Origin of the sequence: Microvirga sesbaniae, from assembly GCF_025460805.1 — a bacterium.
GTDB classification, from domain to species: domain Bacteria; phylum Pseudomonadota; class Alphaproteobacteria; order Rhizobiales; family Beijerinckiaceae; genus Microvirga; species Microvirga sesbaniae.
In genome coordinates this window covers 1-18,273 of the sequence record NZ_JAMXFJ010000008.1, presented here as the reverse complement: position 1 = coordinate 18,273, position 18,273 = coordinate 1, and the positions used below count along the sequence as shown (strand labels likewise).

Genomic DNA, 18,273 nt, shown 5'->3' with positions numbered 1-18,273 from the left:
CATGGACGCCGTGTCTCATCTGCACTCCATGCGGGCTCTCATCCTGGCCCCGCATGGGCGGGATTCTGCTGTTGCCGCCGATCTTCTGCGCGCGGTGGGGATTGCCGCTGAGGTCTGCCCCGACCTGCCGGGGCTGGTCCGGGAGCTCGAGCGGGGAGCCGGCTTCGCGCTCATTACCGACGAGACGTTCCGCACGGCCGATTTGAGCGATCTGTCCCGCTGGTTGGCGGACCAGCCGCCCTGGTCCGACTTTGCCTTCGTGCTGCTGACCCAGCGTGGAGGAGGGGTCGAACGCAATCCGGCCCTCGCTCGCCTCACCGAGATCCTCGGCAACGTGACCTTCCTGGAGCGCCCCTTTCACGCCGGGACGCTGGTCAGCGTGGCGCGGACGGCCCTGCGCGGCCGGGAGCGGCAATACGAGGCGAGGGCGCGCCTGGAGGAAATGCACACGGCGGAAAAGCGTCTGATGGCCGCGCTCGACCAGGCGAGGCGCGCCGCCGAGCACCAGGCATTGCTCATCGGCGAATTGAACCACCGCGTGAAGAACACCCTGGCCACGGTGCAGTCCATCGTCATGCAGACCCTGCGCACGAACGTCACGTCCGCTCAGGCAAAAGAGGCCATTCAGATGCGGCTGTTGGCCCTCTCGCGGGCGCACGATGTGCTCACCCGTGAGAGCTGGGAGGGTGCCGACCTGATCGAGGTCGTCACGCGGGCGCTCGAGCCCTACGAGGCCGTGAACGAGAACCGGCTTCACATTGCCGGGCCGCATGTGCGGCTCACGCCCCGCATGTCGTTGGCCCTGGCGATGGCTCTCCATGAACTGGCGACCAACGCGGTCAAGTATGGCGCCCTCTCGAACAAGCTCGGCATCGTGGACGTCTCGTGGACGGTGCAGCAGAGCGCGGGAGCGCAACCCCGGCTGAGCCTGCGCTGGACGGAAAGCGGCGGTCCGCCTGTGAAGGCTCCCTCTCGCCGCGGCTTCGGATCACGCCTCATCGAGCGAAGTCTCGCGCAGGATCTCGATGGCCAAGTGGAGATCGCGTTTGAGCCGACAGGGGTGGTATGCACGGTCGATGCTCCGGTCGCGTAGGGCGCGGCTCCCCGCCGATCGATGATCTTCAGGGGCATGTTTCGCGCCCGATGCTTCAAGCTTTTGTTTCAAGGCATCTTTTCACGCGAAACCGGTTCCCACTTTCGCGCCCGATGCTCTGGACGCCGGACGGGTGACGCGTCTGCGCGTCGCTGCCTTCAGGAGCTTGCGGAAGGTTGGGCATTCCAGGTGCGACGGGGCGGGGCACTCGGCCACGTGCCGAAGGGCATCCCGCAGCACGCGCAGGTCGCGCATCTGCCGCTGCAAATCATCCGCCTTGGCGTGCAGCTGATCGCGGGGAATGTCAGGCCGGCCGTCCTTCCCGAACATGCCCGCGATCTCGGTGAGGGAGAAGCCCGCCGTTTTCCCGAGTTCGATGAGGGACAGCTTCAGGAGGACGTCGGCATCGAACTGCCGCCGTAGCCCATGCCGGCTGATCGACCGGATCAGACCGATCTCCTCGTAGTAGCGCAGTGTGGAAGGTGGTACGCCTGACCGTTGAGCAACCACGCCGATATCCATCATTCCCATGCTTGACCTCAAGTCGACTTGAAGTCGTACCGTGTCTCGAATCGTCACTTCGAGCAAGAGGTCAGCTATGAACGTCACCACGATTTCGAGACAGACGCAGGTCTGGCGGGACCCGCGAGCGATCTCGCTGCTGATGGCGGCATCGCTCACGACCATGGCCAATGCCACGATCAGTCCCGCGCTCCCCGGGCTCGAGCGCCTGTTCGCCGAGGATCCGAACGCTGCGATGCTGGTACGCCTGCTGGTACCGGCGCCCTCCATCAGCGTCGCCATCCTCGCGCCGTTCGCCGGTCTCGTCGCCGATCGGTACGGCCGGCGGCGGATGCTCCTGGCGGGGGTCATCCTCTTCGTCGCCGCGGGATGCGCGGGGCTGTTCCTTCCCGACCTCCCGAGCATCTTCGCCAGCCGCTTGGTGCTGGGGCTGGCCGTCGCCCTCATCATGACGGCCCAGACCGCGCTTGTCGGCGACTACTTCACCGGAGACGATCGGACCGCGCTGTCGGGACTACAGATATCGGCCCGGAACTTCGGGGGGCTGGTGTTCATCTCACTCGCGGGATGGTTTGCGGCGATCTCACCGCGTCTGTCTTTCGTCATCTACGGAGTGGCCGCGCTCTTCCTGCCTCTCATGTGGAGGGTCATCGTCGATCCGCCGAGGACCCCGCCTATCGTCCATGCCCGCCTGGAGAGCAACGCCTCCCATCCTTTATCATGGCGTTTCGCCATCGGGCTGCTCGCGCTTCTTCAAGCCGCCACGAACATGATCTTCTTCGTCATGCCGACCCAGTTGGCGTTCTACTTCGCAGAATCACGCTACAGCAGCCCAGTGATGACCGGCTCGGCGCTCGGAGGCCTGATGCTTTCCGGCGGCTGCCTGGCGCTGCTGTATGGCCGGGTCCAGAGGGCCATCGGCTACGGTGGCGTTTTCGCTCTGGGGTATGGTGTGATGGCCCTCGGTTTCGTGTTGCTGGCCCGTGCTATGAGTCCTCCGGCTTGGTTCGCCGGAGCCGCGGCCATCGGCGTAGGCTATGCGCTGGTCTCGCCGAGCTTCGTCACCCTCGCCCTGGGGCTTGCCCCGCTCTCCCGGAGGGGGACGGCCGGAGGCATCCTGACCGCCTCCGTGTTCATCGGCCAGTTCTGTTCGCCTCTCGCGAGTTCACCATTGGTTGCGGCATACGGTTACGAGGGGCTCTTCTCCATCACCTCATCGCTTGCCGCCGCGATGGCGGGTGCGGCGGTCTTGAAGGGCTGCGCGAGGGGACTTCAAGCCTTGAAACCCGCGCTTCCAACGATGGACTGGCAACACCCGACGAATCCCTCAGGCCGATCAGCGCCGCGCCTTCCGGTGACAGCACTGAGACTTAGTCGGCCTCGCCATCGTGTTCGTCAGGATAGACCAGCGTGGCGCACCGGACATTCCAAGTGACCTCCCAAGTGACTTCCCAAGTGACTTCATCGCGATATTCCAGCCGCGCGTGCATCGTGGCCACGGAGGATGGAATGGCCCGGGGCGTCACATCCGTGGCCCGGATCAGCTCATTGGCGAGCATCGCCGCCGCAGCGCGGTCGTGCGGATTGGTCAGGTGGAACGTCGCGAGAAAGGCTAGCGCACCGTGCGAAAAAGTGGACCCGGTTTTTCGCACGGTGCGCCGGCCAAGAGTGGAGCATCGGATCCGATCCCAAAAAAGGGAGGAGAATGGGGGAGCGGTCGCGAAGGGCGAGAGTGCACCATCGTCTCCTAACCCACAAGTGGGTCCACTTTTGGGATCGGATCCGATGCTCTAAGCGGTCGTCGTCGCCGGTCGAGATCGTCACGGGCGGAAGGGTCTCTTGCTTGATCATCGTGTCCACCACCAGCCTCAAGCCTAGGTTATGCTGCCCGGACTGCGCATGAGCGCCGAGGCTCCGTCCAGGAAGCGAAGGCCGATGCCCTCCACGACCACCTCATGGACCGCGCCGTCTGTTTCCACGAACGACATGCAGTCGCCGACACGCAGGCCCAGGAGCGCCGTTCCCAGGGGCGTGGTGACGGAGATCTCCGTGCCGGATGAGATCAGATCATCAGGGTGGACGAGCAGGTGCGCACGCGCCTTCGGCTCGTCATCGATGCGAAAGATCACGCGGCAGTTCGTCGACACCACATCCTCCGGCAGTGCCGATGGATCGCAAACCCGCGCGCGACGCAACTCCTCGAGCAGGAAGTCGGACGCAAAGTGGCTGTGCTTCTGCTGGATCATCGCCGTGAACAGCAGGCGGTTGTAGTCGCTGGCTGCGATGGTGATCGGCGGAGGATGGCGCTGCACGTTCATGAACATCTCCTCGGTGACGGTCCTCCTGGGAGCGCGCTTGCGCATCCGAAGGAGGAACAGGCATGACCGACCCGACATGCGGGGGGCATGCAACGGATCGACAATGGATGGAGAAGGACTTCATGTCCCCGAGCGCCGGCGACCGGAAGAGTCCAGCCGGGTCTCGGGGCCTACTGGCCTGCTTTGAGGCAGCCCGCGTGCGCGAAAAGGCGGAGGTTTTTCACAAACGTTCTCATGACACCCTCAAAGTAGGCCTATTGCCTGCGAATGCAAGGATGCCGGTCATGCATGCGTCCGAATGACCTTCGAACGCTTTTCGATTCGTCGGCCGCAAGGCTTGCGGGCATCCCGCGACGGCCGCAGTGCTTGAACCTGAAGTTTTGATGCTTACGTACATACTGTCATGATTGCCTCGCATCATATCCTCCTCCACCGCGGAGGCCGCCTCCTGGCAGGCGGCTGAACCCCGAACCTGCGCGGGCGCCTTGCGCCGCCGCCGTTCGGGGTCATGACACATCCTGCAAAGTTGAATTCGGCATGCCCGATCCCGGGTGAGTGTGGGCGTCCGCCTCAAGGCCGCGCGTCCGTGGGCCCGGGTCGGTGCCGCAAAGGAGGACTCCATGAACGGAACCGTTGAACTGCCGCGCGTCACCATCGCGACGCATGATTATAACCGCCTCATGTCCGTCGCGGCCATGGAGGGCCAGCGGTGCAGGCGAGATCGCGAGTTCCTGATGTCGGAGCTGCGTCGGGCCGTGCTCTGCCACCCCGACGCGTTGCCCGACGACGTGGTTTCGACGAACGCGAAGGTCACGTACCGGATCGATGGCGGCCGACCGACCGCACACGTCCTGGTCCATCCGCAGGACCTGCTCTGGCCCGGTGCGGAACTGTCGGTGCTGACACCCTTGGGAATTGCCCTGCTCGGCCTTCGGGTGGGGGACCGTATGCCCTTCCGCACGAACCGAGACGGACCGGGGCACGAGGTCGTGGTGGAGGATGTCCAGTTCCGGCTTCTGCCGGATGAAGGCGACCCTGCCTGGGATGCGCCTGATCATTCGGACCGTAGGGACCGCAACACGCGGGACGATCTCGACCGCCGGCTCGACGAGGCACTGACGGAAACCTTCCCGGCCAGCGATCCGGTCTCGATTATCGTCTGCGGACGGTCCTGATCCCGACAACCACAATGCGTGCTGCCTTCCCGTGGCCGTGCGCCGCGACACAAAGGAGAAGACAATGAAACAGGTGACCCTTCCGCCCATCACGATCTCAAGGGTCGATTACGACCGGCTGGCCTGGATCGCGGCCGCTGGCGTCAACAGCCGACGCTACACCGTCGCCGAGATGCTCGCGGACGAACTCGATCGCGCGGCGATCGCGGCGCCCGGCGCCATCCGCCCAGACATCGTGACCATGCACTCGGAGGTCGAGTACCAGGACGAGGTCACGGGCGACGTCCGTCGCGCCACCCTGGTGTATCCGGGCGAGGAGGATCTGGATGCCGGACGGATCTCGGTCCTGACCCCGGTCGGTGTCGCCCTGATCGGCCTGTCCGAGGGACAGTCGATGGAGTGGCAGGGGCCGACGGGCGGACGGCGCAAGGTGACGGTGCGACGGGTGCGTTTCCAGCCCGCGCGCATGGCCGGCCTGAGCGCCTGAACCCTGACACGCAACAAGCCGCAGGGACATGCTCCCGAGCAGCAATGGAGAAGAAACATGAAATCCGAAAGCAAGATCCCCATCACCACGAAGCCGCGCAATCCCCGTTCGACTGAAGCGAAGGCAGTCGCGGTTCCTGCCTGGACACCGCAGCCCAACCCGCTGAGCCGCGAGGAGATCCGAAAGCTGGTGATCGACCAGATCGGGTAGCGGCGGCTCCCTGCCGCTGCTACCCTGCGACGGCCATGCGCGACAACTCCGAGCCCTCGAGACGACAGGAGACGAGCCCATGCACATTCTGGCGGCAACGGACTTCTCGACCCGCTCGCAACGGGCCGTGCGGCGCGCCGGCCTGCTCGCGCGGGATTGCGGCGCCGAGCTCACCCTCGTGCACGTGGTCGACGACGACCAGCCGCCGGACCTGGTCGCGCTCGAAACGCGCGAGGCCGAGCGGATCCTCGGCGAGCAGATCGCGGCGGTCGCCGAGCTGCGCGGGCTCCCGTCTCGCCCGCTGGTCGTCGCGGGCGACCCGTTCGACGGCATCCTGCGCGCCGCCGCGTCCACGGGCGCGGACCTCATCGTCATGGGAGCCCACCGCAAGCAGCTCCTGCGCGACATCCTCGTGGGGACGACCATCGAGCGCGTGATCCGCACGGGACCGCATCCGGTGCTGATGGTGAACGGGGAGGTGGAGTGGCCCTACCGGACGGCCCTGGCCCCGGTCGACCTGTCCGAGCCGTCCGTGAACGCCATCAGGACCGGCATGGCCCTGGGGCTGCCTGGCGGTGCCCGGCTCGCGCTCATTCATGCCTTCATGCCGCTGGCGAAAGGGCAGATGTTCTACGCGGGGCTCGACTCGGACACCATCGACCGTTACGTGGCCGACGAACGCGTCCGGGCCGCCAGGGAGCTGGCCGAGTTCCTGGAGGCGAATGGTCTCGATGATCATGAGAAACCGGTCCGCATGGTGGAGGAGGGCGCCCCATTCCAGGTGATCTCCGCGGCCGTGGAGCAGGTGAAGCCCGAGGTGCTGATCATCGGGACGCACGGCCGCTCAGGCATCGCCAAGGCGCTCCTGGGGAGCGTGACCGAAGAGGTTCTGCGCTCCCTCGATGTCGACATCCTCGCCGTCCCGCCGACCTGATGAGGCGGCAGGTTCACCGCCCGGGATCATCCCGGCGGCCGGCCAGTGATCGACATCCGCGGCCTCGGACGATCCACGTTCCGCTTGGCCGATCTTCTTGTGTCCGGCGTCGAGCGGCCTAGCGCACCGTGCGAAAAAGGGGACCCGGTTTTCGCGTCGAACGGTGCGCCGCGCAAAGGCTCGAGCATCGGATAATCGGGATCACCGGGACGAGCCCGGTGATGACGTGGGAGGGTGGAATGAGCGGGTGATGATACCCTGCACACGTCATGGCCGGCCTTGTGCCGGCCATCCCGATGCGGTGAGGCGCAGCGCCTCAAACAATCGGGATCACCGGGGCAAGCCCGGTGATGACGGGCGGTGGATCGGCCGAGCGATCAACACAGGGTCCCGAACGGTGCGCCAGCCAAGAGTGGAGCATCGGAATTGATCCCAATCGTGGGTCCACTTTTGGGTCCGATGCTCTAGATCCAACCATAATGGGCAACTTCACGTCCGAACCAGAACACCCCGGATGCCGCCACTCACCCCCGAGCAATGCCGTGCCGCCCGTGGCCTCCTGGACTGGACCCAGGAGGAACTCGCCGAACGGGCGGACGTCTCGCGCAGTACCATCCGTGACTTCGAGAACGGGCGCCATACCCTGCACATGGCGACTGCCGCCCAGGTCGTGGCGGCCTTGGAACGGGGTGGGGCGCTGCTGATCCCATCCGACCATGCCGGTCCCGGGGTGCGGCTCCGAAAGCCCGTGGCCTAGAGCCTCGGAGGTGAAATGTGGACACCACTTTTCACCTCCGAGGCTCGAGGATGCGCACGCTCCCTCGCGCCTGGTCCTATCCGGGAGGGGGCAGGTCCGACACCGACTCGGCTGCCGGAACCTCCCTGCTGCCCTCCGTGCGGTCGCGGTAAAGCGCCGCCCTGACGAGCAGCATCAGCGTCACAGGCGTGGTCAGCGTGACGAAAACGGCGATCAGGATCTCGTGCACGACCGGACGCGCCTGGAGAGCGCTGAAGAACAGGGCCGAACCGGCCAGGATGCAAGCCATTCCCAAGGTCGTGCCGAGCGTGGGCGCATGGACACGGGCGTAGAACGTCCCGAGCCGCAGGAGCCCAAGCGATCCAATCAAGGTGACGGCCGCTCCGACCAACACCAAGAATGCGGTCGACAATGCGGCCCAGGCCGGCAGGTCCCCTGCTGCGCTCATTCGATCACCTCGCCGCGCATGAGGAACTTGGCCAGGGCCACGGTCGAGACGAACCCGAGGAGGCCGATGACCAGCGCCGCCTCGAAATACAGGGTGCTGCCGACACGGATCCCGAACGTGACCAGCATCAGCATCGCGGTCGCGTAGAGCGTGTCCAGCCCGAGGATCCGGTCCTGCGCCCGCGGGCCGGCGACGACACGGAAGGCGGCACAACACATCGCCAGGCCGAGCAGGATCTGAGCGATGCCGACGGCCCATTCGAGGATGACGGGTGCACTCATTCGAAGATCTCCATCAGCAGGCGTTCGTAGCGGCCCTTGATCGTCCTGATCCACACGGTCTCATCGACCAGATCCAACACGTGCAGCAGGAGGGTGCCCCTAGCGGCGTCGTAGTTCACCCAGATCGTGCCGGGCGTCGAGGTGATGATGATCGCGAGCACCGCGAGCCCATGGCGGTTGCGCAGGTCGAGCGGGATCGTCATAAAGCCCGCGTTCACCCCCGGCTCCCGGGAGCGCACGATGATCCGCCCGACCGCAAGGTTGGAGCGGAGGATGTCGGCCAGCACCATGCCCAGAAGCCGCAGGGCTGCTCCCGGTCGACGGATGCGCGGCTTCTCGGGCCGCAGCGCTGCCATCGCCCAGGAAGCCAGCACGGCGAGGACACTCCCCAGCACAAGATGGCCGGGCGAGACGCTCTGGTTCAGCAGCAGCCACAGCAGGAGCAGGGCCAGCGAAAGCAGCGGGTAGGGCAGGATCCCGTTCATGGCCGTGCCTCCCCGGCGGCGGATCCCAATCTCGGCGCAGCCAGCACGCCCGTGACGTAGTCTTGCGGGGCCTGAAGGGCCTGCGCGGTCGCCTCCATGTAGCGCATCGCCGGACCGCCGCCGACGGTGAGGCCGAGGCAGAGCAGCAGGAGAGCGAGCACGGGGGCCATCTCGATGACGCGGACCCGGGGAACGCCGTCGTGCATGCGGGCCCAGAACGAGCTGATGCCGCTCCGCGTCATGGCGATCAGCGTCGCAAGCCCCGACACCGTCAGGAGGCCGATCATCGCCCAGGTTGAGGCTTGGACCGCAGGGCCGTCCGCCTTGAGCATCGTCGCCATGATGGCGAACTTGCCGACGAAGCCCGACAAGGGCGGCAGGCCAGCGAGGAGCAGGGCGCAGGCGATGAAGCTGCCGCCGAGGATGGTGATCGTCGCCGGAATGGCGATTCCGATCTCCTCCGCCAGGCTCTCGTCGTCGCCCTCGCCATAGGCCTCCATGGTGACGGCGAGCACGTCGGCCCCTGGATCGCGAATGCGCTCGACCAGTTCGACAAGCAGAAAAAGGGCCGCGATCCCCAGGGTGGAGCTGACGAGGTAGAACAACGTGGCGCCGATGACCGCCCCACTTCCGGTGCCTATGGCGGCGATCAGGGTTCCGGAGGAGACGAGAACGCTGCACCCGGCGAGCCGCGACAGAGTTTGCGAGGCCAGGATGCCGATCGTGCCGAACACGATCGTCAGCATGCCGCCGACGAGCAGCCCCTCGCCGCCGAACCCGGCGAGGGATCCCGCCCCCGGGCCGAACACCAGCGTCCACAGGCGCAGGATGACATAGACGCCGAGCTTGCTCATGACCGCGAAGATCGCGGCTGCCGGCGCGGAGGCCGCCGCATAGGTGGTCGGAAGCCAGAAGTTGAGCGGCCACGCGCCCGCCTTCATCAGGAACGCGGTGCCGAGGATCGCCGCCGCGGCCGCGAACAGCGCCGCATCGCCTGGCGCAAGGGCCGGGATGCGGCGGGCGAAATCGGCCATGTTGAGCGTGCCCGTGACGCCGTACGTCAGGCAGGCGCCGATCAGGAAGAGGAGGGAGGCCACTAGGTTGATGGCGATGTAGGCCAGGCCGGCCCTGACCCGGGCGGTCCCATCCCCATGCAGGACGAGGCCGTAGGAGGCGGTGAGCAGCACCTCGAAGAACACGAAGAGGTTGAAGAGGTCGCCGGTCAGGAAGGCGCCGTTGAGGCCCATGAGCTGAAGCTGGAACAGCGTATGGAACCGCGGCCCCGCGCGGTGCCAGCGTGCAAGGGAATAGAGCAGCGCCGCGATGCCGAGCGCGCTCGTCAGCACCAGCATCAGGGCCGAGAGCCGATCCAGCACCAGGACGATGCCGAAGGGAGCGGACCAATTGCCGAGCTGATATGTCCTCACGCTGGATCCCGCAGGCATCATGTCGGCCTGACGCAGCAGGGCGATGGCGACGACCAGCAGGGCCATCGTGGCTGCGGCCCCGATACCGCCCTTGAGGCCGCGACGGCGCTCGTCGAGGAGCAGCATCACGGCTCCCGAGACGAGCGGCAGCAGGATCGGCACGACGATCAGATGGTCGAGCAGGCCCGTCATCGCGGATCATCCCGGCCGTCGACGTGGTCGGTGCCCGTGAGGCCGCGCGAGGCCAGAAGGACGACGAGGAACAGGGCCGTCGTCGCGAAGCTGATCACGATGGCGGTCAGCACGAGCGCCTGCGGCAGCGGGTCGGCATAGAGCGCCGGATCGACGGCCTCGGGGTTCTCCAGGACCGGTGGTGCCCCGACCCGCAGGCGGCCCATGCCGAAGATGAACAGGTTCACGGCGTAGGACAGCAGGGACAGGCCGATGATGACTTGGAAGGTGCGCGGACGCAGCAGGAGCCACACCCCCGAGGCGGTCAGGATGCCGACCGCGAGCGCGAAGACGATCTCCATCATGCATTCTCCTTTGTAGGGGCAGGCCTCTCGGCCGGGAGCGGCGGACGGGCGGCGCGCGGTGTTCTGACCGACTGGTGCGCCAGGGCGACCAGGATGAGCACGGTGGAACCCACCACGACAGCGAAGACGCCAAGGTCGAACAGCAGCGCGGTGGCAGCGGGCACCTTGCCGATGGCGGGCAGGTCGACATACCGGAAGGAGGAGGTCAGGAACGGGTGGCCGAACGCCCAGGCCCCGACCCCCGTGAGGGCGGCGCAGAGAAGCCCGAGGCCGATCCAACTGACGGGAAGGATCCGCAACCGCGCCTCGACCCAGCGCGTCCCGCCCGCCATGTATTGCAGGATGATGGCGATCGACATCGTGACCCCGGCCGCGAAGCCTCCGCCCGGCATGTCGTGGCCGCGCAGGAACAGATAGATCGCGACCATGATGATCACCGGGAACAGCCACTGCATGATGATGCCCGGGATGGTGAGATAATCGGCCAGGGTATCACCTACCGCCCGATCCGGACGGGCTCTGTCGTAGGCATCCTGGACCTGCTGCTGCTCGGGCGCGTCAAGGCTCTCGGGCGCCGGGCGGAAGCGGCGCAGAAGCGAGAAAATCGTGATCGCCACCACAGCGAGCACCACGACCTCGCCGAAGGTGTCGAAGCCGCGGAAGTCGACCAGGATGACGTTGACGACGTTGCGGCCGCCCCCTTCGGAGTAAGCGTTCTCGATGAAGTAGCGCGAGATCGTGTTGGGAAGCGGCCGCGTGAGCGTGGCGTAGACGAGCAGTGTCATGCCCGTGCCGGCCGCGACGGCGAGCATCAGGTCCCGCGCGCGCCGCATCCTGTCATGGGCTCCCATCGAGAGGCTCTCGCCCATGACCTCGACCCGCTTCGGCAGCCAGCGCAGGCCAAGAAGGATCAGCACGGTCGTGACGATTTCGACCAGGAGCTGGGTGATGGCGAGGTCGGGCGCCGAGAACCACACGAAGGTGATGCAGGTGACGAGCCCGGCCCCGCCGAGCAGGACCATGGCCGCGAGGCGGTGGAACTTGGCCAGCCAGGCGGCGCCGATGGCGCACAGGCCGCCGACGATCCAGAGCAGGAGGAAGGCGGGGTCGAAGGCCGTGCCCGGGCGGGAGCCGGCCTCGAAGCCCCGACGGTAGAGCGGCCAGAGGGCCGCGAGCACGGCGAACCCCACCAGCAGGCGCAGTTGCGGCTGAAGCCGCTGGGTGCCGACGACGCGCTCCAGGGACCGGGCCCACTTCCACGACAGGGTGACGAGCACGCGCTCGAAGATGCGCTGGCCCTTGAGGCGGCGCATCAGGGGAGGACCGTCGATTCCCTTCGCTAGGTAGCCTTGCAACAGCCAGTACAGGATGACGCCGCCGGTGAGCGCGATCAGGCTCATGAGCAGGGGCTCGTTGAAGCCGTGCCAGACGGCCAGGCTGTAGTAAGGGGTGTCAGGCCCCAGGACCGCACGCACTGCCGTGGCGAGGAACGGCTTGATGGTCATCGCCGGGAGGATGCCGACGAGCAGGCACGCCAGGACGAGGAACTCGACGGGAAACCGCATCCAGTGGGGTGGCTCGTGCGGCGTGCGCGGCAGGTCGACCGGCGGAGGGCCGAAGAAGACGCCGTGAATGAACCGCAGGGAATAGGCGACGCTGAAGGCGCTGAACAGCATGGCAAAGTAGGGCAGGGAATGGTCGAGCAGCGAGTCGACGTGGAAGGCCGCCGCCTCGGCGAAGAACATCTCCTTGGACAGGAAGCCGTTGAGCAGGGGGACGCCGGCCATGGCGGCGGCCGCGACCATCGCCAGGGTGGCGGTGATCGGCATGAACCGGAACAGGCCGCTCAGGCGCCGGATGTCGCGGGTGCCCGACTCGTGGTCGATGATGCCGGCCGCCATGAACAGCGACGCCTTGAAGGTCGCATGGTTGATGGTGTGGAAGATCGCCGCCACGGCGGCCAAGGGGCTGCTGAGGCCGAGCAGGAGCGTGATCAGGCCGAGATGGCTGATGGTGGAATAGGCCAGCAGACCCTTGAGGTCCTGCTGGAAGATGGCCGCATAGGCACCGAGAAGCAGGGTGCAGAGGCCCGCCGACACCACAACGTAGAACCACGCTTCCGTGCCGGACAGCACGGGCCAGAGCAGGGTCAGCAGGAACACGCCCGCCTTCACCATGGTGGCCGAATGGAGGTAGGCCGAGACCGGCGTGGGCGCCGCCATGGCGTGCGGCAGCCAGAAGTGGAACGGGAACTGGGCGCTCTTGGTCAAGGCCCCGAGCAGGACCAGGATCAGGGTCGGCAGATACAGGCTGCTGCTGCGGATCGTGCCGCCCGATGCCAGCACCCGGTCGAGATCGTAGCTGCCGACGACATGGCCGATCAGCAGGACGCCTGCGAGCAGGCACAGCCCGCCGGTGGCCGTGACCGTGAGCGCCATGCGAGCGCCGTCGCGCGCGCTGGCGTTGTGGTGCCAGTAGCCGATGAGCAGGAACGAGAACAGGCTGGTCAGCTCCCAGAAGAAGACGAGCTGGATGAGGTTGCCGGACAGCACGATGCCCAGCATGGCGCCCATGAAGGCGAGCAGGAATGCGAAGAAGCGCGGCACCGGGTCGGCGGGCGACATGTAGTAGCGCGCGTAGAGCGCCACCAGGAACCCGATGCCGGCGACCAACATGGAAAACAGCCAGGTAAAGCCGTCCATGCGCAGGGTGAAGTCCAGGCCAAGGGTCGGCAGCCATTCGGCGCTGATGCGCAGGGCACCGCCCCGATGGACGGCCGGATACTGGATGGCCGTCAGCACCGTGGCGCACAGGGCCACGGTCCCGGCCAGGAAGGCGGCGCCATTCCTGGCGTCCTGGCGCAGGAAGGCGGCCACGAGGCTCCCGATGAAAGGAAGGGCGACAATGGCCAGGAGGAGCATGCCACTGGACATGGATTGGGGTGTCTCCTTCCGGGTGGGGAGCGCAGGCGAACTCCAAAACTGGGGCGATATCGCCCAATATGGTTGACGTCAGCGGCCAGACCAAGGGTTCGCCTCGTAAAATTCGCGCCAAGCTTCCGCCGGGCTTCGGACGGAGCTGGACCGCATTCCTTGGTGTGTCGGCCGCGGCCGCCATGCACCGACCTGCTGCCACGGCAATCCGTCGACCACACCGATCACCTTGCGCGACAGGCCGGACACGCTGGCCCGGTGCAAGGCCTCGCTCGGGCTGCACCAGCCGGGTCGTGCGGCCTTCCCATGTTCGAGACCACGGGTCATTCCTGTTGAAACAGGAGCAGAGATCCTTAGATATTCCTGCCGAACTGCGCAGCTTGCGCCTATCCCTGGAGCAAGCGGCCCTACCATCAGTCTTCGGATTGCACGGAGTGTCCATGTCCGCCGTTCTTCAGCGCAACAATGTCAAGGTTGTCGGCAAGGGTCAGCAGCCGATGCTGTTTGCCCACGGCTACGGCTGCGACCAGAACATGTGGCGCTTCATCACGCCCGCCTTCGAGGATCGCTACAAGATCATTCTCTTCGACCACGTCGGCCACGGCCAGTCGGACGCGACCGCTTTCGACCCGGCGAGGTACGGCTCCCTCCACGGCTACGCCGAGGACGTGCTCGCGATCTGCCGTGAGCTGGAGCTGAAGGACGTGATTTTCGTCGGGCACTCGGTGAGCGCCATGATCGGGGTGTTGGCCGCCATCCAGGAGCCGGACCGATTCGACCGGCTGGTGCTGATCGGCCCGTCGCCGCGCTACGTCAACGATGGAGATTACATCGGCGGGTTCAAGCAGGAGGACATCGAGGGCCTGCTCGACGTCCTCGACAGCAATCATCTCGGCTGGTCGAGCACCATGGCGCCGGTGATCATGGGCAACCCGGACCGGCCGGAACTCGGCGAGGAACTCTCCAACAGCTTCTGTCTCACGAATCCGGAGATCGCCAAGCACTTCGCCCGTGTGACCTTCCTGTCGGATAACCGGGCCGACCTTCCCAAGGTGAAGACCAAGGCGCTCATCCTCCAGTGCTCCCAGGACGTCATCGCCCCGGAGACGGTCGGGCGCTACATGCACCAGAACCTCAGGGGCAGCCAGCTTGTTCTGATGAATGCGACCGGGCACTGCCCCAACCTAAGCGCACCCGAGGAGACGATTGCTATCATGGAAGCCTTCCTGGGCGAGCCGGCCCCGATCAAGGCGGCAGCAGAGTGACCATCGATCAGGGAGCGCTGACCGAGACGGCCGAGGAACTCTACGAGAGCGCCCCCTGCGGCTATCTCTCGACCCTTCCGGACGGCACCATCATCCGGGCCAACCAGACCTTCCTCACCTGGATCGGCATGGAGCGGCAGGACCTCGTCGGCCACAGGGGCTTCCAGGACCTTCTCGGCATCGGCGGCAGGATCTTCTACGACACGCACTTCGCGCCGCTCCTGCGGATGCAGGGATTCGTCAACGAGATCGCGTTCGATCTCACCTGCGCGGACGGGCGGAAACTACCGGTTTTGGCCAACACCGTCCAGAAGCTGGACGCCGCCGGCCGCCCAATGGTTCATCGCATCACCCTGTTCAATGCCACCGACCGGCGCAAGTACGAGCGCGAGCTCCTGTTGGCCCGGCAGAAGGCCGAGCAGGCCACGGAAGAACTCAGACGGTTGAACGAGACCCTGGAGGAGCGGGTCGCCCAGGAGGTCGCCGAGCGCATGAAGGCCGAGGAGGCCCTGCGGCAGGCCCAGAAGATGGAAGCCGTCGGTCAGCTCACCGGCGGCATCGCGCACGACTTCAACAACCTGCTGACCATCATCGTCGGCAACATCGAGCTGTTGCAACGCCGTCTGCCCGACGGCCACGAGCGGCTCCAGCGCGCCGCCGATCATGCCATGGAGGCGACCCGTCGGGCCGCCACTTTGACGCAGCGACTGCTGGCCTTCTCCCGCCGGCAGCCGCTCGATCCCAAGCCGGTCGACGCCAACAAGCTGGTGGCCGGCATGTCCGAGCTGCTGCGCCGCACCTTGGGCGAGACGGTTGTGCTGGAGACGGTTCTGGCCGGCGGCCTATGGCGGACGCAAGCCGACCCCAACCAGTTGGAGAACGCCATCGTCAATCTGGCGGTGAACGCCCGCGATGCCATGCCGAATGGCGGCAAGCTCACGATCGAGACGGCCAACACCCGCCTAGATGAGGCCTATGTGGAAGCCTTGGCCGAGCCCGTACCGCCCGGCCAATACGTGCAGGTGTCGGTCTCGGATACGGGAACCGGCATGGACAAGGCCACGATGGAGAAGGTGTTCGAGCCTTTCTTCACCACCAAGGCAGCTGGCAAGGGAACGGGCTTGGGCTTGAGTCAGATCTACGGCTTCGTGCGCCAGTCCAATGGGCACGTCAGGATCTACAGCGAGCTGGGTGAGGGCACCACGATCAAGATCTACCTGCCTCGCCTGATCGGCTCCGACCAGGAGCCTGCCGAGGCGCTGGCAAAGCGCCCGGCGATGGTGAAGGGAGCTGGTGAAACCATTCTGGTCGTGGAGGACGAGCGTGATCTGCGGACGTATGCCGTCGAGGCGCTGCGCGATCTTGGATACCGCGTGCTCGAGGCAGCTGACGGGCGTGAGGCTCTGGCAGCTGTCGAGCAGCATCCCGAGATCGCATTGCTATTCACCGATGTGGTGCTGGCCGGCGGGATGAACGGACGGGCGCTCGCAGACGAGGTCACACGCCGTAAGCCCGGTCTCCCCGTCTTGTACACGACCGGCTATACGGCCAATGCCATCGTCCACCACGGCCGCCTCGACGTCGGGACGCACCTGATCGGTAAGCCCTTCACCTATGCGGAGCTGGCCGCCAAGGTGCGTCGGATGCTCGATGGTGCGTGATGTCAACGGCTTATGAGCGTGAGGTGGCGAAGGACTGCTCTTGGCGGATTGTGTTGAGAAACTCCGCAAGTGCCGCTTGTCCCGTAGCCGGCATGCAGGATGCCGGGCCTGATCTGGCACGCTGACTCCCGTAAAGGACCGGTGCAGCGGCACTCGGGAGTTCTCCAAAAAAAATCGGTCCGTAGCAGAAGGAGACTGGGTGTCTGCCCATGCGGCGTGAGCGGACGATTCTCGCGGTCGTCCGGCGAGTCGCGCTGATCCAGGCTTGAGCGCGAAGCAGTCCCGCGACCTAAAGCATCGGACCCAAAAGTGGACTTGCACTTTTGGGATCCATCCGATGCTTTCTTCTTGAATGAGAGCACCGGTCAGAACGGAAAACCAGGTCCACTTTTCCGTCCGATGCTCTAGAGCATTGTTCGGTGAAGTGGATCCGGTTCACCGTCAAACAATGCGGCTCGGCCAAGACGAGAGATGATTCTACGTGAGGGGAGGCAGCTCTAGAGCCTTTTCCGACTGTTGCGAGTCGGAGGGATTCCGCTTTGAGATCTGATGTGGCCTGCTGTCTTCCAGACATGGAGGCACGGCATGGCACGCGCTCACAGTCAGGATCTGCGGGACCGGGTGATCAAGACAGCCCTGGGTGGCGCCTCAGTGCGACAGGCCGCCGCCCGCTATGGGGTCGGCATCTCAACCGCCGTTCTGTGGGTGCGCCGCGCCCGATCCGGCGAGGTGGCTGCCCGCCGGCAGGGTCAACCCAGGCGCTCCAAGCTCGACGCGCATGCGGCTTTTCTCCTGGAGCTGATTGAAGCCTCCTCGCATATCATTCTTCACGAAATGCAGGCGAGGCTGAAGCAGGAGCGCGGCGTCTCGGCTGGCATAGGCACGCTCTGGCGCTTCTTCCACGCGCGGGCGATCACCGTCAGAAAAAACCGCCCACGCCTGCGAGCGCGACCGGCCCGATGTCAGAGCCGCGCGCCAGGCTTGGTTTGACGGGCAGCTGGATCTCGACCCGGGACGATTGGTGTTCATCGACGAGACCAGCGCCTCGACCAAGATGGCACGCCTGTATGGACGCTGCGCGCGGGGCCAGCGCTTGCGGGTCGGACTGCCGCACGGACATTGGAAGACCACCACCTTTGTGGCCGGTCTACGCTTGAGCGGGTTTACCGCGCCGATGGTGCTGGATGGGCCGATGACCGGCCCGTGGTTTGCGGCTTATGTCGAGCAGATCCTGGTGCCGACCCTCCGGCCGGGCGACGTGGTGATCCTGGACAACCTGCCGCCGCACAAGAGCGCGACGGTGCGGGAGCTTGTTGCGGCAACAGGGGCGACGTTGAGGCGCCTGCTGCCGTATTCCCCTGACTTCAATCCAATTGAAAATGCCTTCGCCAAGCTTAAGGCACTGCTGCGCAAGGCGGCTGCCCGCACCAAGGACGCGCTCTGGCAGACCATCGGTGAGCTGTTGGACGAGTTCTCGCCCGAGGAATGCGCCAACTACTTCAGGGCCGCTGGATATGAACCGGAGTAAGCGGAAATGGCTCTAGGCTGAATCGACATTCAGCGCATCCATTGTAGTGCCGCGGCGATCAGAATGAAGCTGAGGAAGTTTGCGGTCCTTCGGTCATAACGGGTGGCAATACGGCGGCAATGTTTGAGTTTGTTGAAGCAGCGCTCGATCAGGTTGCGCGCCTTGTAGGCCTCACAGTCATAAGGGATCAGGACCTTTCGCGTGGGATTGCAC

18 protein-coding genes and 1 pseudogene are annotated in these 18,273 nt (G+C 65.7%); 10 read left to right on the top strand and 9 right to left on the bottom strand.

Annotation, left to right across the window (positions count from 1 at the left end):
- Position 1 precedes the first annotated feature (1 nt).
- The gene (locus OCW50_RS13265) at positions 2 to 1,093 is read left to right on the top strand and encodes a sensor histidine kinase (RefSeq protein WP_262297864.1); all 1,092 of its coding nucleotides are present in this window, start codon (positions 2 to 4) and stop codon (positions 1,091 to 1,093) included.
- Between the two features lie 81 nt (positions 1,094 to 1,174).
- On the opposite strand, the gene OCW50_RS13260 is transcribed toward OCW50_RS13265, so the two are convergent.
- Positions 1,175 to 1,624: a helix-turn-helix domain-containing protein gene (locus OCW50_RS13260; protein ID WP_262297863.1), complete on the bottom strand. Its 450-nt coding sequence runs from the start codon at positions 1,622 to 1,624 to the stop codon at positions 1,175 to 1,177.
- A 67-nt stretch (positions 1,625 to 1,691) separates the two neighbouring features.
- On the opposite strand from OCW50_RS13260, the gene OCW50_RS13255 reads away from it, so the two are divergent.
- A complete protein-coding gene (locus OCW50_RS13255) occupies positions 1,692 to 3,050 on the top strand; it encodes an MFS transporter (protein ID WP_262297862.1) in 1,359 nt (452 codons plus the stop codon).
- 439 nt (positions 3,051 to 3,489) lie between these two features.
- Here the strand turns inward: OCW50_RS13255 and OCW50_RS13250 are convergent, their stop codons facing one another.
- A complete protein-coding gene (locus OCW50_RS13250; protein ID WP_262297861.1) occupies positions 3,490 to 3,933 on the bottom strand; it encodes a GreA/GreB family elongation factor in 444 nt (147 codons plus the stop codon).
- A gap of 620 nt (positions 3,934 to 4,553) precedes the next feature.
- Here OCW50_RS13250 and OCW50_RS13245 point away from each other — a divergent pair.
- The 5 genes from OCW50_RS13245 to OCW50_RS13225 all read left to right on the top strand — a co-directional run bounded on the left by OCW50_RS13245 (position 4,554) and on the right by OCW50_RS13225 (position 7,496).
- Positions 4,554 to 5,108, top strand: coding sequence for a GreA/GreB family elongation factor (locus OCW50_RS13245; RefSeq protein ID WP_262297860.1), 555 nt, complete (start codon positions 4,554 to 4,556; stop codon positions 5,106 to 5,108).
- 64 nt (positions 5,109 to 5,172) lie between these two features.
- Positions 5,173 to 5,595, top strand: coding sequence for a nucleoside diphosphate kinase regulator (rnk, locus tag OCW50_RS13240; protein WP_262297859.1), 423 nt, complete (start codon positions 5,173 to 5,175; stop codon positions 5,593 to 5,595).
- A 57-nt stretch (positions 5,596 to 5,652) separates the two neighbouring features.
- Complete coding sequence (locus OCW50_RS13235; RefSeq protein WP_262297858.1) at positions 5,653 to 5,805, top strand: hypothetical protein; 153 nt, start codon at positions 5,653 to 5,655, stop codon at positions 5,803 to 5,805.
- A 79-nt stretch (positions 5,806 to 5,884) separates the two neighbouring features.
- Positions 5,885 to 6,739: a universal stress protein gene (locus OCW50_RS13230; RefSeq protein ID WP_262297857.1), complete on the top strand. Its 855-nt coding sequence runs from the start codon at positions 5,885 to 5,887 to the stop codon at positions 6,737 to 6,739.
- Positions 6,740 to 7,253: 514 nt separating this feature from the next.
- Positions 7,254 to 7,496, top strand: coding sequence for a helix-turn-helix transcriptional regulator (locus OCW50_RS13225; RefSeq protein WP_262297856.1), 243 nt, complete (start codon positions 7,254 to 7,256; stop codon positions 7,494 to 7,496).
- A gap of 76 nt (positions 7,497 to 7,572) precedes the next feature.
- Here OCW50_RS13225 and mnhG read toward each other — a convergent pair whose 3' ends face one another.
- From mnhG to OCW50_RS13195, 6 genes are read right to left on the bottom strand one after another with little or no spacing between them, the layout of a single operon-like run.
- Entirely contained in the window at positions 7,573 to 7,944 is a 372-nt protein-coding gene (gene mnhG / locus OCW50_RS13220) for a monovalent cation/H(+) antiporter subunit G (RefSeq protein WP_262297855.1), read from the bottom strand.
- Positions 7,941 to 8,225: a K+/H+ antiporter subunit F gene (locus OCW50_RS13215; RefSeq protein WP_262297854.1), complete on the bottom strand. Its 285-nt coding sequence runs from the start codon at positions 8,223 to 8,225 to the stop codon at positions 7,941 to 7,943. The genes mnhG and OCW50_RS13215 overlap by 4 nt, the downstream gene beginning before the upstream one ends.
- Positions 8,222 to 8,710, bottom strand: a complete 489-nt coding sequence (locus OCW50_RS13210; protein WP_262297853.1) for a Na+/H+ antiporter subunit E — start codon at positions 8,708 to 8,710, stop codon at positions 8,222 to 8,224. Before OCW50_RS13210 ends, OCW50_RS13215 begins: the two co-directional genes overlap by 4 nt.
- Positions 8,707 to 10,329, bottom strand: a complete 1,623-nt coding sequence (locus OCW50_RS13205) for a monovalent cation/H+ antiporter subunit D (RefSeq protein WP_262297852.1) — start codon at positions 10,327 to 10,329, stop codon at positions 8,707 to 8,709. The genes OCW50_RS13210 and OCW50_RS13205 overlap by 4 nt, the downstream gene beginning before the upstream one ends.
- Positions 10,326 to 10,670 carry a Na+/H+ antiporter subunit C gene (locus OCW50_RS13200; protein WP_262297993.1) on the bottom strand — a complete coding sequence of 115 codons (345 nt, stop codon included), beginning with the start codon at positions 10,668 to 10,670 and terminating at the stop codon, positions 10,326 to 10,328. The genes OCW50_RS13205 and OCW50_RS13200 overlap by 4 nt, the downstream gene beginning before the upstream one ends.
- On the bottom strand, positions 10,670 to 13,606 hold the full coding sequence (locus OCW50_RS13195) for a monovalent cation/H+ antiporter subunit A (protein WP_262297851.1): 2,937 nt from the start codon (positions 13,604 to 13,606) through the stop codon (positions 10,670 to 10,672). Before OCW50_RS13195 ends, OCW50_RS13200 begins: the two co-directional genes overlap by 1 nt.
- Before the next feature lie 440 nt (positions 13,607 to 14,046).
- Between OCW50_RS13195 and OCW50_RS13190 the strand changes: the two genes are divergently transcribed.
- The 3 genes from OCW50_RS13190 (at position 14,047) to OCW50_RS13180 (ending at position 18,060) form a co-directional block, all read left to right on the top strand.
- On the top strand, positions 14,047 to 14,871 hold the full coding sequence (locus tag OCW50_RS13190) for an alpha/beta fold hydrolase (RefSeq protein WP_262297850.1): 825 nt from the start codon (positions 14,047 to 14,049) through the stop codon (positions 14,869 to 14,871).
- Positions 14,868 to 16,532, top strand: a complete 1,665-nt coding sequence (locus tag OCW50_RS13185) for an ATP-binding protein (RefSeq protein ID WP_262297849.1) — start codon at positions 14,868 to 14,870, stop codon at positions 16,530 to 16,532. The genes OCW50_RS13190 and OCW50_RS13185 overlap by 4 nt, the downstream gene beginning before the upstream one ends.
- A 585-nt stretch (positions 16,533 to 17,117) precedes the next feature.
- Positions 17,118 to 18,060, top strand: a protein-coding gene (locus OCW50_RS13180) for an IS630 family transposase (RefSeq protein ID WP_262297848.1) whose coding sequence is annotated in 2 segments (ribosomal slippage) — positions 17,118 to 17,452 and positions 17,451 to 18,060 — 945 coding nt in all. Because the reading frame shifts where the segments join, the coding sequence is not laid out codon by codon here.
- A 29-nt stretch (positions 18,061 to 18,089) separates the two neighbouring features.
- On the opposite strand, the pseudogene OCW50_RS13175 reads toward OCW50_RS13180, so the two are convergent.
- Positions 18,090 to 18,273, bottom strand: a pseudogene (locus tag OCW50_RS13175) (hypothetical protein); the annotation flags it as partial.